Here is a 14,931-nt window from a genome sequence, read left to right as displayed (position 1 = left end):
CATGACAGATATCCCCACCCCAGCAAGCATCAATCGCAAGGCCGAACTCAAGGTCGACCTGCGTCCGACCCTGTTCATCGGCGCCGGCGGCACCGGCATGGAAGTCATGATGCGCATCCGCCGCCGCATCCTGTCGGCGGTCTGGAACAAGCAGCATCCGACCCGCGTCGAATCCATCGCCGACTTCCCGGTCGCGCGCTTCCTGCACTTCGACCTCGACAACAACGCCATCATCGACGAGGGCAAGTCGCAGCGTACCGACCCCTGGTACGAACTGGTGCGTCTGACCGACGAAGAACGCCTGGTCGAACCGCTCGATCTCCCGCAGTATCACGAGTCCGACGACAGCCTGGCGCGCTTCCCGCTGATCGAAAGCTGGATGCCGCTGCGTCCGAAAAAACTGCGCTCGCTCGGCATCGACCCATCGAAAGGGGCGGGCCAGATCCGTTCGGTGGCGCGCCTGTATTTGTTCGACAAATACCCCAAGCTGCGCGGCCGCATCAAGGGCGCGCTGAACTTCTTGAGCAGTAACGCCGGCATCGAGCGCAAGGAAAATTACCAGCGCCTCGGCCTGCAGGTCGATACCTCGAAATTCCGCATCGTCGTCATCGGCTCGAACGCGGGCGGCACCGGCGCCGGCAGCGCCATCGACCTGGGCTGGATGGCGAAAGCCATCGCGCGCCAGGAAGTATCGGACAGCCAGGTCGATCTGGTGATGTTCATGCCTTCGGGCTTTGCGAAAGCGAACAAGGAACGCACCGAGGCGAATGCCTACGCCACCATGATGGAGCTGGAAACGACGATGCGCGACATGAACGCGCGCGTGTCGTGGATGGACCCGGACAGCATCCAGGGCAAGGGCGCGCCCTTCGACGACGTGTACTTCGTCGACACCGCGAACCTGGCCAACAAGGCGACCCAGGACGTAAAGGATGTCTACCAGATGGTGGCCGACACCCTGTTCGAGGATTTCGCCTCGGCCGACTTCGCCAACCGCAAGCGCTCGGTGGCCGTGAACCAGCAGCAGCACAAGCTCGGCCCCTACAACCCGCGCGTGCCGGAAGCGCGCTTCGGCGACATGCGCCTGTCCTACTCGAAGGTGTACTCGGCCTTCGGCCAGTCCGTGCTCGACACCCAGCAAAGCCTGCGCGAAGACATCCGCGCCTACGAACTGGCGGCGCTGATGGTGAAGGAGTTCTTCGGCCTGGTGGGCCGCGACGGCGCCCTGGCGCGGCGTGCCGGCGATGCCGAACGCGACAGCTTCATGCGCGAGCAGATGGAGATGCGCGAGCGTCCCTTCGGCGAATTCCCCGATTTCAAGAAGGGGACGGTCGACGTCACGCCTTTCCAGGAATACGCGCTCACCGAAGCGCTGTTGATGGACAAGGATGGCCGCTCGCTGCTGGAGCGCGTGGAGAGCAAGGTGCAGCTCGAGATCGACCGCATCATGGCTGGCTACGACATCAAGCTGTGGCGCGAAAAGGTGGCCGAGCTGCTGCCGCAGCTGGAGCGCGACGCCATCCGCGAAGCCGGCGCCACCGCTGAGACCAGCGAAGACCGCATCAAGCGCCACACCGGAGAACTCACCGGCCGCCTCAAATCACGCGTGCGCGAGCGCCTGTACGCGCTGCTCGACGACCGCAAGCAGGGCGGGCTGGAATTCGTGCTGTCGCTGCTGGAGCAGGTCAAGGCGCGCCTGCTGCAGCGCGACCTGATCAACGCCGAACGCAATGGCCGTCGCTACCGCGACATCCGCGATGCGCTGCGCACGCGCCAGGTCGAGGAATCGTTGAACAACCTGGGCCAGGCGTCCGGCCGTTTGTTCGGCAAGGATGCCCAGGCGCGCGAAGTCATGGCCCACCTGAAGCGCGACATCGCCGACTACCTGCGCTTCCATTTGCTGGCGGTATCGGCCGGCCAGTCGATCGAGGTGATGCGCAACATGTCGGCCTGGCTGGGCGACCCGCAGAGCACGGACGAGCAGGGCAACGCGCAGTGGAGCGGCATCGCCGGCGAATTCCAGGAAGGGCGGCGCCACGTGCAGGAGATCCTGCATGCGGTCGACAACCGCATCGCCCAGCTGCGCAGCGATGCGCGCCATGAACATGCCACCTACATCAAGCTGGCCGGCGACGTGCAGCCGGCGCCGGTGCGCCTGACGCAGGATGTGAGCGCGTGGAGCGAGGAAGTGCTGCTCGAATTCGGCGGCTCCGGCAAACTGTTCCCGCAGCTGGGCGACGAGCGCATGCGCGCCGACCTGCTGCTCAAACTCTTCCGCCGCGCGCAGACGCAGTTGTCGAGCAGTGAGCTGGCCGCCGAGCCGGGCGACCCATTGCTCGACCGCCTGAACGCGATGACGCCGCAGGAACGCCAGCGCGTCTTCGCCGAATGGATACGCAGCGCCATGCCCTGGGTGAATGCGCGCTTCTCGGCCGAGTTCACTCCGAATTCGGACCAATTCAAGTGTTTTATCGGAGTGGGCGATGTGGGCGCCTGGCGCCGCATGGAGGCGGAGATCCGCGCCGCCGTGCCGACCGGTTTCTTCCATGGCGACCTGGTGTCGATCGTGAACACCGGCGTGCCGGGCCGCGCGGTCTGCTACATCGAACTGTCCGGCATTCCGATGACGGTGCTGCGCGGCCTGCCGACCTGGCGCGCCTCGTACCAGATCGAGAACCCGAAGATCCCGACCCATCTGCACTTCGATTCGACGCGCTTCCGCCATCCGATTTCGCCGTCGATGGACGAATTGAACCGCCTGGCGGACGACTACGAATGGTTCCTGCAGGCGATCGCGCTGGGCGTCATCCGGCGCAAGGCCGACCTGGGCGACCGTGAGGCCAGCTTCCAGCCGCGCGGGCAATACCTGTTCGAAGTCGAGCCGGGTTCCGGCGAGTGGCTGCAGATCGGGAACGAGTTCGCGATCCGCTCGAACGGCTTGCCGGCCTACTACCGCGAGCAGGTGATCGGCGCCGTGCGCAACCGGCTGGCAGCGGTCGGTCCGCACCAGCTGGTGCTGCTGGCCGCGCTGATGCGCCACTACCAGTTGCGGGTGTACGAGCCGCGCCTGGAAGTCGACGAAACCGGCGCCCAGCTGCCCTCGCCGTCGCTGCCGAACATCACGGCCAAGCGCCTGTTCGACGCCTGGTTCCGGCGCGCGGTGGCGGCTGATCCGTCGCTGACGCATGCGGCGATCGACGCGGCGCTGGCCATGCTGTCCGAATGGACCGAGGCCGTGCCGGATTCGGCATCCGATGCCTATACCTGGGAGGTGGAAAAGCCGGTCGACAAGCGCGTGATCAAGCCGGAATTCCTGGCCAGCGATGCGCGTGCGGCGCAGGCGGCCGAGCGGCGCACGCACACCGCCGCACCGGTGCCGGCAGCGGCGTCCGGTCTGCGCTACAAGCTGTTCGTGGGCGGCGCACAGCGCGGGCCGTTCGCGGTCGACGAGATCGCGCAGCAGCTTGCGCGCGGCGAGATCGACACCGGCACGCGCGCCTGGAACATGGCGCAGGACACGCGCTTCGGCAAGTGGCAGACCGTGGCCGACATCCCCGGGCTAAATGGCACGCAGGGCGACGCCATTCCCGATCCGGATGACGGCATTCCGGATCCGCAGTAGAAAGGGCGCCTGTGGCAGAAGCATCGGTGTATCGCTGTATCCACTCCTCGTGCGGCCGCAGCTGGCCGCGCCGGGTGAATTTTTGTCCGTATTGCGGCACGGCGCAGCAGGAAGGAATCGTGCGCGGCGATGCGGCGGCGCACGCGGCGCCGCCCAGCCAGGGTGTTCGTCTCGACAAGCCGGCCCAGGCCGTCCCGGCTGCCGCCGCGGCCACCGCTGCCGCCAGCGCCGCCGCGCCGCGCGCGGAGGCCAAGCCGCCGCCCAACGCGGCGCCGCCCGCACCCACATCCGCCCCCGCACCGGTGCCACCCGCGCCCACGCCCGCCCCGCGCCCCGCGCCGGGCATACCGCTTCCGCCGCGCCCGCCCAGCCCCGGCGTGCGCGCATCCTCGAACGGGGCGCCGCAGCGCAAACCCGTGCGCCTGCGCTGGTGGCTGCTGGCGCTGGCCTTGCTGTGGGCGGTCTGGCTGGTCGCCAATCCGGGCAAGCGCCGCATCGAGGGGCAGATGGACAAGGCGATCGGCCTGGCCACCGCCTGCAAGCCGCGCGAGGCGCAGAGCGAATTGATCGCCCTGCGCAAGACCCGCGCCACGCCGGACCAGTTGCAGCACGTGCAGCAGGTGCTGAACGACGCGGCCGCCGACTGCACGCGCAAGCGCCAGCGCGACAAGGCCTGGCGCGAAGCGAAGACGGCGGTGGAGTCGGCGCTGGCCGCGTCGTCGTTCGACAAGGCGCGCCAGCGCCTGCGCACCTTTACCAGGCGCTGGGGCGAGGACGATGCATCACGTGCGATGCGCGAGAAGATCGAGGCGCGCAGCCCCGAGCATCCGCGCGCGGACGGGGCGCGTTGAGCGCTCATCCGTGAGCCATGCAATTCCGGCAAGGTGTATGCTGGCCGAAACGCGAACACGAGGAGCGATCATGAACACCATGACCATGTTGGGTGCGCTGCTGGTGCTGTCCGTCGCCGCCGGCTGCTCGCCGCGCGACGACGACGAGGCAGGCCCCGCGCAACAGGCCGGCAAGGCGATCGACGACGCCGGCGACAAGGTGGCGCGCGAACTGCGGGCGCCGCTGGAAAAGGCCGATGAGGCGGCGAAGCGCGTGGCCGAACGCGCCGACGAAGCACGCGACCGCCTGGCCGAGCGCACCGAGGAGGCGCGCGAAAAGATCACGGATGCCACCGCCGAGGCCGGGCGCGGGCTGGAAAAGGCAAGAGCGAAGGTGGGCGAGAAGGTCGAGCGCGCCGGCGAGAAAATGCAGGAATCGGCACGGTAGGGTGGGCACTCCGTGCCCACGCGGAACGTGGATCATTGTTGGCATCGCCCATGGCACAGCGTTAACGCTGACAAAAACCAGAAGCGCCTGCGATATACCGTGATGCGGCCAACAATGCTCGCCGTTCCGCGTGGGCACGGGGTGCCCACCCTACGGGAGTTACGCGCTCGCGCGTAACTCCTGCCACCCCGCCGTCACGATCGACATATCCACAATCCCCGCGCGCCAGGCCTGTTCGAGGTTCTGCTCGATCTCTTCCATCGAGGTCTGCGCCATGCCGCTGAAGCCGCGCAGCCCGTAGGCGCGGTTGCGGCCGTGGCCCTTGGCCATGTACAGCGCCATGTCGACCAGGTTCACCGCGCGTTCCCACGGCAGCGGCTGGCCGGCCGGGGCCAGCGGGTAGGGCGCGAAGCCGATCGACACGTTCGCCGACAGGGTCTCGCCGCCGTACTCGATGCGCGTTTCGGCAATGCCCGCCAGCAGGCGGCGCGCCACCTCATCCAGGCCGCTGCGCGGGATCGCCGGCAGGAAGGCCAGGAATTCCTCGCCGCCCCAGCGCACGATCATGTCGGTCTCGCGCAGGATCTCGCGCAGGCTGGCGGCGATCTTGATCAGCACCGCGTCCCCGGCGCCGTGGCCCCAGGTGTCGTTGATGTGCTTGAAGTGGTCGACGTCCATCAGGAACAGCGCGCTTACCATGTCTTCGCCCGAGGTGCCGACGCCGCGCTTTTCCAGCTGCTGGTGGGTGCGCATGAAGTCCTGGAAGTGGCGGCGGTTGTACAGGCCCGTCAGCGGGTCGCGCACGCTCTGCTGCTTGAGTTCCTGGTTCTTCTCGTGCAGCTGGGCGTTCGCATGGCGCACCTTGCGGTACAGGAGGCCGACGATCACCGTCACCAGCGCGAACACCACGATCAGCAAGCCCCAGATGCGCTGTTGCAGGCGGCGGTTGTCGATCTCGGCCGACTTCACCTGGTTCTCGCGCTCCAGCAGTTCGATCTGGCGCTGGCGCTTGTCGGCGTCGTACTTTTCCTGCAGCTCGAGCATCGCCTTCTGGCGCCGCTTTTCGAACAGCTCGTTCGACAGCGCGCGCTCGCGGTGGTAGGCCTTGATCGCGCCCGCATGGTCGCCGGCGCGCTCCAGGGCGCCGCCGTATTCGGCCAGCACCGTCTGCAGCTCGGGCTTGTCGCCGTTCTTTTCGTAGATCGCCAGGCCTTCCTCGAAGGCGCGCTTGCCCTCGGCGATGCGGCCGCTGGGCCGGTAGGCCGGGCCGCTGTTCACGCGCGCCGTGGCGCCCGCGGTCTCGTCCTTGATGGCGAGCGCCGCGTCCAGCGCCTGCTCGCCGTAGGCGAGGGCGTTGCGGTAGTCGTGCAGCTTCAGGTAGCAGTCGGACAGGTTGACCAGCGAGCGCGCCACCATCGACTGGGCGCCGATGCTGCGCTCCAGCGACAGGGCCGCCAGCTGCGCCTTCAGTGCGCGCTGCATCTGGCCGGTGTCCATCGCCAGGCCGTATTCGGTGCCCTTCAGGGTGGCCATGCGGCCCGGCGAATTGATCTTCTCGGCCGCCACATAGGCTTCGGCCAGCGATTCGGACGCCTTGTCGTATTCGCGCATCTGCCCATACAGGCGGGTCAGCGCATTCAGCACGATCACCATGTGCACCGGGCCGCCATGCTGGCGCGTATAGGCCAGCACCGACTGCATCTTTTCCAGCGCACGCGGGAAGTTGCCGTCTTCGGCAAAGGCTTCGGCCGCCGACACGCCCACGCGCACGCGCACCTCGAGGTCGTCGGTGGCCAGGGCATGGCGCTCGGCTTCCCAGATCAGCTCATGCGAGAGCGCCAGTTCGCTTTGCGCGTACTTGATGTAGCCCTTGCGCACCAGGCCCTTGGCGATGGCGGCATCGTTCTTTTCGCGGCGGCCGAATTCGATCAGCTCTTCGCAGGCAGCGAGCGCTTTGTCGTTGCGGCCGACCTTCTGGTAGGCCACGCACAGCTCGGCCAGCATGTCGGCCTTGTTGGCCACAGAGTCGGCGCGCGCTTCCTGCTCGATCTTCAGCAGCATCGGCAGGGCGCGTTCGGGAATGAAGCGGTTGATTTCGCGGATCTCGGCCAGGCGGGCGGCGAGCGGCGCCGGGGCCTCGGCAAACGCGAAGGAAGACGTCAGCAATAGCGATGCGAGCAGCGCACGCAAGCGCTTCGATGGCTTTTTCGTCTCCCAAACTGCCGGCATAGCTTCCTCGATCTGGTCGTCGCGCCCACCAATGCAGGGCGCCATCGACCATTATAATCGTGTTGCAAAGTGGAAATATCGTTTTTTTATGCGGATATCGTAAAAATGCGACGCCAAAACGTCAATATTGGCGGCCGCATATTCCGCAGTGCAGCATGGAAATACTGGAGGGTTTTACACCGCCAGTTGCTGCAACAGATACAGCCGCTGGTACAGCCCGCCCTCGATTGCCATCAGTTCCTCGTGCGGCCCCGATTCCGTGATGCGGCCATGGTTCAGCACCACGATGCGGTCGGCGTCGCGGATGGTCGACAGGCGGTGCGCGATGGCGATGATGGTCACGCGCCCCCGCACTTCTTCCAGCGCCTGCTGCACGATCTGCTCGGTGGCGCTGTCGATGCGCGAGGTCGCTTCGTCCAGCAGCAGGATGCGCGGCTCGCCGGCCAGGGCGCGGGCAATCGCGATCAGCTGCTTCTGGCCCGAGGACAGGCGCGAGCCGCCTTCGCCCAGAGAGGTGTCGTAGCCGTTTTCCAGCGCCGCGATGAAGTCGTGCGCGTGGGCCGCGCGCGCCGCCGCCTCGATCCGCTCGAACGGCAGGCCGCGTCCCATGTCGATGTTCTCGCGCGCCGACGCCGCCAGGATGAAGGGATCCTGCGGCACCAGGCCGACCTCATTGCGGAAGCGTTCGTTGTCGATGCCGGCGATCGGCTCGCCGCAGATCTCGATCCTGCCCTTGTCCCGCTCCACGCTGTAGTAGCGCAGCAGCAGCGAGAGCAGGGTCGACTTGCCGCTGCCGGTGTGGCCGACGATGCCGTAGAAGGCGCCCTGCGGGATGTCGAGCGAGATGTCGTGCAGGACGTCCTGGCCCGGCACGTAGGCAAAGGTCAGGTTCTTGACCCGCACCGCCGGCGCATCTTTTGAAGCCGCCATGCGCGTGCCGGCGGCGCGTCCCGCCGCATGTTCGTCCGCGCCGGCTTCGGCCAGCAGCGCCTCCACCCGCGCGCTCGCCACCACCGCCTGCTGCAGGCCGCTGAACTGCATCGTAATCTGGATCAGCGGCTCGACCACGCGCGCGATGTAGCTGATAAAGGCGTACAAAATCCCCACTTCCACCGCGCCGATCTCGCGCTGGCCGAAGGTGAAGATCACCACCGCCAGCAGCACCACGTTCAGCAAGTCGAGGGCCGGGCGCAGCAGGAAGGCGTTGACGCGGATCTCGGCGATGCGCGCTTTGTAGTGACCGTCGTTGGTATGCGCGAAGCGCTCGCCGAAGCGGCCGGCGGCGTTGCTGGCCTGGAGCACGCTCATGCCGCCGATCGATTCGGCCATCTGGCCATTGATGTCGCTGCGCAGGGCGCGTGCGCGCGTCACCGCCGGCGCCGACAGGCGCTGGTAGAGCCAGACGATGACGATCACCGCCGGCAGCAAGGCCAGCACGATGATCATCAGGCGCCAGTCGAGCCAGGCCATGGCCACCGTGGTGCCGAGCAGGACGATGGTGCTGTCGAGGATAGCGAACAGCACCTGGATGTAGAGCTTCTTCACCGCCTCGGTGTCGTTGGTCACGCGGCTCACCAATTGGCCGGTGATGGCGCGGTCGAAAAACGCCATCGGCAGGCGCAGCACGTGGCCATACACCCATTCGCGCAGGCGCTGCACCGAGCGCATCGCCAGGCCGGACAGGCGCACCAGCTGCAGGTAGCGCAGCCAGGTCGAGAGCCAGCCGGTAATCAATACGCCGCCCAGCAGCAGGGCCATGCGCGTCCAGTCGGCGTGGCGCGGCACCAGGTGGTCGTCGATCAGGGCTTTACCGAGGATCGGGCCGATCACTTCCAGCGCGGCCGCGATGATCAGCCAGAACGTGGCCCATTTCAGGTGGCCGATGTCGGGCCAGGCGGCGCGGCGCAGCAGGGCGGCGGCGCGCTTCGCTTCGGCGCGGCCTGCCTTGTCGACGGTCTTCGATTTCTCAGCTTGCATCGATGCTCGCCTCCAGTTGTTGATAGCGCCACTGGCTGGCATACCAGCCGTCCAGTTCGAGCAGGGTGTCGTGGTTGCCGGATTCGACCACGCGGCCGTTCTTCAGCACCACGATCAGGTCGGCGTTCACCACGGCCGACAGCCGGTGGCTGGCGATGATGGCGGTGAGTTCCGGGCGCGAGGCGCGCAGTTCGTTCAGGTGTTCCAGGATGTTGGTCTCGGTGCCGGTGTCCACCGCCGACAGCGCGTCGTCGAGCAGCAGCAGCGTGCTGTCGGCCAGCAGCGAGCGGGCGATCGCCACGCGCTGGCGCTGGCCGCCCGACAGGGTGATGCCCTTTTCGCCGACCGGCGTGTCGTAGCCCTGCGGGAAGCGCAGGATGTCGTCGTGGATCGCCGCCATCTTTGCCGCTTCCTCGACTTCGAGGCGGCTGGCGCCGGGGCGGGCGAGGGCGATGTTCTCGGCGATGCTGGCCGAGAACAGGAAGGATTCCTGCGGCACCCAGCTGGTGGCCGCACGCAGCGCCGCCAGGCGGTAGTCGGACAGCGGATGGCCGCCCCAGGTTACCGTTCCCTGTTGCGGTTCGGCCTGGCGCAGCAGCACGCGCAGCAGCGTGGATTTGCCGGCGCCGGTGGGGCCGACCAGGCCCAGGGTCATGCCGGGGCGCAGCGCCACCGATACCTTGTCCAGGGCCGGCTGCGATGCGCTGGAATACGTGAAGCTGACATCGCGCAGCACCAGCGGGCCATCCTCGATGGCTTCAAGGCGGCCTTCGTCGACCACGGTCAACGGCGCATCCAGCATCGGCTGCAGGCGCGCCAGGCCGGCGCGGCCACGTTCGATCAGCGACAGCACCCAGCCGGCCGCGAACATCGGCCAGATCAGCTGGCCGAGGTACATGGTGAAGCTGGTCAGGGCGCCGATGGTCAGCTGGTTCTGCCAGACCAGGTAGCCGCCCAGGCCCAGGGTGAGGGTACTGGCGGCGGTCAGGGTCAGGCCGACGGCCGGTTCGTAGGCCGCTTCCCACTTCTGGGCGCTCAGGCTGGCGGCGGATGCCTTGCCCGCCAGCTCGCCGAACTGCGCCGCGCTGCGCGCTTCCAGGCCCAGGGCGCGCAGGGTGCGCACGCCCGAGAGGGACTCCTGCACCTGGTCGTTCAGGTCCGAGAAACGCTTCAGCGAATCGGTTTCGGCGGTGTGGATGTGGCGCGAGATGTACCAGAAGGCCAGTCCCATGAGCGGGAAGGGCAGCAGGGCGATCAGGGCCAGGCGGTAGTCGACGCCGAGCAGCATCACGCCCAGCACCATCACCAGGGTCAGGGTGCCGTCGAAGCCGGCCAGCATGGCTTCGCCGGCGGCCATCTCGATGGCGTCGATGTCGTTGGTGCCGAGCGCCATCAGGTCGCCGGTGCGCTGCTTCTGGTAGAAGGCCGGACCTTGCGCGGAGAGACGCGCGTACAGGCGCATGCGCAGTTCGACGCCGAGGCGGTAGGCCGCCGAATACAAACGGATGCGCCAGCTCACGCGCAGGACGTAGATCGCCACGCCCAGGGCCAGCAGCTCGACGATGCCGACGATCAGGTCGTGGCGCGACAGCGTGTGCGCAGCCAGGCCGTCGATCATGGCGCCGACCTTGCGCGGCACCAGGATGCTGCACACCGCGACGCCGACCAGCATCACCGCGGAAGCCGCGTAGGCCTTCCAGTGGCGCCGTACGAAACCGGTCACCAGACTCGCTAAACTCATGGAATTTCCTTGCTTTGCCGCCCGCGAAAAAGAAAGCGGGCCGAAGCCCGCTAGTCTACTTTCTTTGCCGGAGCGGCGCAGCGCGCCTTGCCTTTTCCTCAGTTGCCTTTCCTGCGACCACGGCCGCTGCGGATTTCGGTCACCTTCGGCGCGCCATTCGATGGCGGGGCGACCGGCGGTGTGGCGTCGACCGGCTCCACTTTCGGCAGCTCGATCTCGACGTCGACATCGACCGGCACGCTGGCTGCCACCGGGTGCGGCGCGAGCGGAACGTCGAGGATTTCGCTGGTCGCCTTGGCGATCGGGGTCGGCTCGACCGGCGGGACAATGCTGGATGTCACGATGGACGAGGTATCGGGCGCGGTGTCGGCGGCGGAGACCGAGACCGGTGCTGGTTCGCTGATTTGCTTCGCGACTTGTTCGGTGGCCGATGCGGTTTCATTTACCGTCTCCTGCACTGCCTCCTGCACCGTCGCGACGGCCGATTCCACGACGTTGACTGGCGCGGCCAGCGCCGGCGCAGGCGCCGCCGCCACCGACCAGGTTCGCAATGCCGCGCCGCGCAGGCCGGTGGCGATGTTGAACAGCTCGTGGCCGTAATCGAACATGGTGCGCAACTGGCGCTGCGACTGGGCGCCGATGGTCAGCAGGTCGCGCGGATCGCGCACGGCCATCAACTGGCGCACGGTGCTGGAGGAGTGTTCGACGGCCGCGCGCGACAGGTCGAGGTTCAGGGCCACGAGGCGGCTGGTGCGGTCCAGGGCCTGGTCGCCCAGGTTGCGCAGGAAGGAAAATTGTTGGTCGAGCTGGAACTGGCGTGCTGCTTGGAACTGTTCTGGAAGTGAGGTCATCGGAATTCCCTATCGTTCGGTTATGGCGCACTGCAACATGGGCTAGTGTAGACCGGTTGCAGAGTGTTGAAAAGCACAATCTGCCCGAGCCCGCTCGCTGTCGTATCCATACAATCTTGCGCTGCAGCATTGTTACAAAGTGACACGCTATTATCCTTGGCAGGGGCGGGGAAGCCGCTACAATGGTTTTGACCAGACTCAGGAGTGGCCATGGATCTTGTTGTGCGCAATGCCAGCTTGCCGGACGGACGCACCGGTATCGATATCGCCGTCGAAGGCGGCCGCATTGCAGCGCTCGGCCCGGCCCTGGCCGCCCACGGCGCGCGCGAGATCGACGCCGGCGGCGACCTGGTCAGCCCGCCTTTTGTCGACGCCCATTTCCACATGGATTCAACGCTCAGCTACGGCATGCCGCGCGTGAATGCGTCCGGCACGCTGCTGGAAGGCATCGCGCTGTGGGGCGAACTGAAACCCCAGCTGGTGCAGGACGCCCTCGTCGAGTGCGCGATGCAGTATTGCGACTGGGCCGTGGCGCGCGGGCTGCTGGCGATCCGCACCCACGTCGACGTCTGCGACGAGCGCCTGCTGGCGGTCGAGGCCCTGCTCGACGTGAAGCGGCGCGTGGCCCCCTACATCGACCTGCAGCTGGTCGCCTTTCCCCAGGACGGCCTGCTGCGCAGCCCCGGGGCCTTCGACAACCTGAAGCGCGCGATCGCCATGGGCGTGGACGTGGTCGGCGGCATCCCGCACTTCGAGCGCACCATGGCGCAAGGCGCCGAATCGGTGCGCCTGCTGTGCGAGTTCGCAGCCGAACAGGGCCTGCGCGTGGACATGCATTGCGACGAAACCGACGACCCGCTGTCGCGCCATATCGAGACCCTGGCCTATGAAACCTGGCGCCTTGGGCTGCAGGGCAGGGTGGCCGGATCGCACCTGACCTCGATGCACTCGATGGACAATTATTACGTGAGCAAGCTGCTGCCGCTGATGCGCGAATCCGGCGTGGCGGCGATTGCCAACCCGCTCATCAACATCACCCTGCAGGGCCGCCACGACACCTACCCGAAGCGGCGCGGCATGACCCGCGTGCCCGAACTGCTGGCGGCCGGCATCGACGTCGCCTTTGGCCACGACTGCGTGATGGACCCGTGGTACGGCCTCGGTTCCGGCGACATGCTGGAAGTGGCGCACATGGGCCTGCACGTGGCGCAGATGACCGGGCAGGATGCCATGCGCGCCTGCTTCGAGGCGGTGACCGGCACCCCGGCGCGCATCCTCGGCCTGGAAGGGTATGGCCTGGCGCCTGGCTGCCACGCCGACTTCGTGCTGCTCGACGCCGCCACGCCGGTGGAAGCGATCCGCCTGCGCGCCGCGCGCCGCCTCGTTGTGCGGCGCGGCACGATCGTGGCCGAAGCGCCGGCCATGAAGGCCAGCCTGAACCTGCCCGGGCGGCCCGGGAGCGTCGACTTTCGTATCGGGCGCTGAGCCGCCGGAACCCGGTGCTAGAATCCCCAGCCGATGTAGTTTTTGATAAGTTTTCAGCCGAGACGTGAAAGATATCCAGATCCGCCCCGCCACCAGCGCCGATTTCGACGCGATGTGGACCATCTTCAGCGCCCATGTCGCTACCGGCGAGACCTACCCTTTCGGCCCCGATACCTCGCGCGAAGCGGCCCACGCCTACTGGCTGGGCAGCGGCGTGACGGCGCGCGTGGCGGTGCTCGGCGCGCGCATCCTCGGCATGTACCGCGTGGTGCCGAACCAGGCCGGGCGCGGCCACCATGTGGCGAATGCCTCCTACATGGTCAGCCCGAACGCGCAGGGCGTCGGCGTGGGGCGCCTGCTCGGCCAGGACAGCCTGGACGAAGCACGGCGCCAGGGCTACCTGGCGATGCAGTTCAACTACGTGGTCAGTACCAACAGCGCCGCCGTGATGCTGTGGAAAAAGCTCGGCTTTTCGATCGTCGGCACCTTGCCGAAGGCGTTTCGGCACAAGCGGCTGGGCTATGTCGACGCTTACGTGATGTACCAGCTGCTGCAAGATCCCGATCACTGGCCCACCACCGACGAATGAGCGGACCTGCACTCTGTGCGGTGCAGCACGGACGAGCCATGGCGCGGTGATACGATGAGGAGGTCGACCGGACCTCTTTATCGAAAGTTTCATTCATGCCGAACCTCGAGCCAGACAAGAACGCTGCCTTCTACGTGGTGCTCAACGCCGGCTCCGGCCATTCCGAGACCGAACTGCGCTGCTCGACCATCCGCGACGTGCTGGGCGAGGCCGGGCGCACCTGCCACCTCGAGATCGTGGAAGACGCGGCCGACCTGGCCGACACCGCGCGCCGCATGGCGCAGCAGGCCAAAGACAACGACGGCGTGCTGGTGGCGGCCGGCGGCGACGGCACCATCAACACCGTGGCCCACCAGGCGGTCTTGCAGGGCTGCGTGTTCGGCGTGCTGCCGCAAGGGACCTTCAACTATTTCGGCCGCACCCACGGCATTCCCGAAGACCTGGCCGAGGCGGTGCGCTCGCTGCTCACCTCCACCGTGCAGCCGGTGCAGGTGGGGCTGCTGAACGACCGCATCTTCCTGGTGAACGCCAGCGTCGGCCTGTACCCGACCCTGCTCGAAGCGCGCGAACACGACAAGCAGCAGTACGGCCGCAGCCGCGTGGTCGCCATCCTGTCGGCGCTGAAGACCGCGCTGGGCCGCCACCGCGCGCTGCGGATTGCGCTGGAAACCGATGGCCATACGCGCAAGCTGCGCACGCCCACGCTGTTCGTCGGGAACAACCGCCTGCAGATGGAGCAGTTAGGCATGGAGCCGCTGAAGATGGCGCTCGAAGACGGCGAGCTGGCGGCCATCGCCCCGCGCCGCGTGGGCAAGCTGGGCATGCTCGGCCTGCTGCTGCGCGGCGCGCTCGGGCGCCTGGGCGAGGCCGAGAACCTGGTTGCGTTTTCCTTCAAGCGCCTGACCGTCAAGCACGCCCGCCTGTCGCCGCGGCGCAGCGTGAAGGTGGCCACCGACGGCGAAGTCACGCGCATGAAGATGCCGCTCGAATTCCGCGTGCTGGAAGGGCGGCTGGCGCTGCTCAAGCCACCCCACGCCTCAGCCGACTCGCGCAACAGCCGGGGTCAGGTCTGACATTCGGACACGAGCTCTGCCGTATCCAGTCGGATCGGTGTGAGAAGGGGCTGGTAGCCGAGGGCGAAACTGCATCGACAGCCGAG

Annotated in this window: 10 protein-coding genes; 6 read left to right on the top strand and 4 right to left on the bottom strand. The window is 67.3% G+C overall.

Features of this window, described 5'->3' with window-relative positions:
* Window position 1: 1 nt before the first annotated feature.
* From QPK31_RS04890 to QPK31_RS04880, 3 genes are all read left to right on the top strand, one after another.
* Complete coding sequence (locus QPK31_RS04890) at window positions 2–3,622, top strand: tubulin-like doman-containing protein (protein ID WP_290421816.1); 3,621 nt, start codon at window positions 2–4, stop codon at window positions 3,620–3,622.
* A gap of 119 nt (window positions 3,623–3,741) precedes the next feature.
* Window positions 3,742–4,473 carry a hypothetical protein gene (locus QPK31_RS04885; RefSeq protein WP_290421815.1) on the top strand — a complete coding sequence of 244 codons (732 nt, stop codon included), beginning with the start codon at window positions 3,742–3,744 and terminating at the stop codon, window positions 4,471–4,473.
* Between the two features lie 70 nt (window positions 4,474–4,543).
* Entirely contained in the window at window positions 4,544–4,900 is a 357-nt protein-coding gene (locus QPK31_RS04880) for a hypothetical protein (RefSeq protein ID WP_290421814.1), read from the top strand.
* A gap of 159 nt (window positions 4,901–5,059) precedes the next feature.
* Here QPK31_RS04880 and QPK31_RS04875 read toward each other — a convergent pair whose 3' ends face one another.
* The 4 genes from QPK31_RS04875 to QPK31_RS04860 form a co-directional block, all read right to left on the bottom strand.
* Complete coding sequence (locus tag QPK31_RS04875; protein ID WP_290421813.1) at window positions 5,060–7,174, bottom strand: tetratricopeptide repeat-containing diguanylate cyclase; 2,115 nt, start codon at window positions 7,172–7,174, stop codon at window positions 5,060–5,062.
* 129 nt (window positions 7,175–7,303) lie between these two features.
* Entirely contained in the window at window positions 7,304–9,106 is a 1,803-nt protein-coding gene (locus QPK31_RS04870) for an ABC transporter ATP-binding protein (protein WP_290421812.1), read from the bottom strand.
* The gene (locus QPK31_RS04865; RefSeq protein WP_290421811.1) at window positions 9,096–10,847 is read right to left on the bottom strand and encodes an ABC transporter ATP-binding protein; all 1,752 of its coding nucleotides are present in this window, start codon (window positions 10,845–10,847) and stop codon (window positions 9,096–9,098) included. Before QPK31_RS04865 ends, QPK31_RS04870 begins: the two co-directional genes overlap by 11 nt.
* 98 nt (window positions 10,848–10,945) lie before the next feature.
* Window positions 10,946–11,698: a phasin family protein gene (locus tag QPK31_RS04860; protein WP_290421810.1), complete on the bottom strand. Its 753-nt coding sequence runs from the start codon at window positions 11,696–11,698 to the stop codon at window positions 10,946–10,948.
* Window positions 11,699–11,908: 210 nt separating this feature from the next.
* Here QPK31_RS04860 and QPK31_RS04855 point away from each other — a divergent pair, with 210 nt between their 5' ends.
* From QPK31_RS04855 to QPK31_RS04845, 3 genes are all read left to right on the top strand, one after another.
* Entirely contained in the window at window positions 11,909–13,183 is a 1,275-nt protein-coding gene (locus QPK31_RS04855) for an amidohydrolase family protein (RefSeq protein WP_290421809.1), read from the top strand.
* 64 nt (window positions 13,184–13,247) lie between these two features.
* Complete coding sequence (locus QPK31_RS04850; RefSeq protein WP_290421808.1) at window positions 13,248–13,772, top strand: GNAT family N-acetyltransferase; 525 nt, start codon at window positions 13,248–13,250, stop codon at window positions 13,770–13,772.
* Between the two features lie 95 nt (window positions 13,773–13,867).
* A complete protein-coding gene (locus QPK31_RS04845) occupies window positions 13,868–14,845 on the top strand; it encodes a diacylglycerol kinase family protein (RefSeq protein ID WP_290421807.1) in 978 nt (325 codons plus the stop codon).
* Window positions 14,846–14,931: the final 86 nt, after the last annotated feature.

Origin of the sequence: Massilia sp. YIM B02769, assembly GCF_030411995.1 — a bacterium.
Classification (GTDB): Bacteria; Pseudomonadota; Gammaproteobacteria; order Burkholderiales; family Burkholderiaceae_D; genus Telluria.
This window is presented reverse-complemented; position numbering and strand designations above follow the sequence as displayed.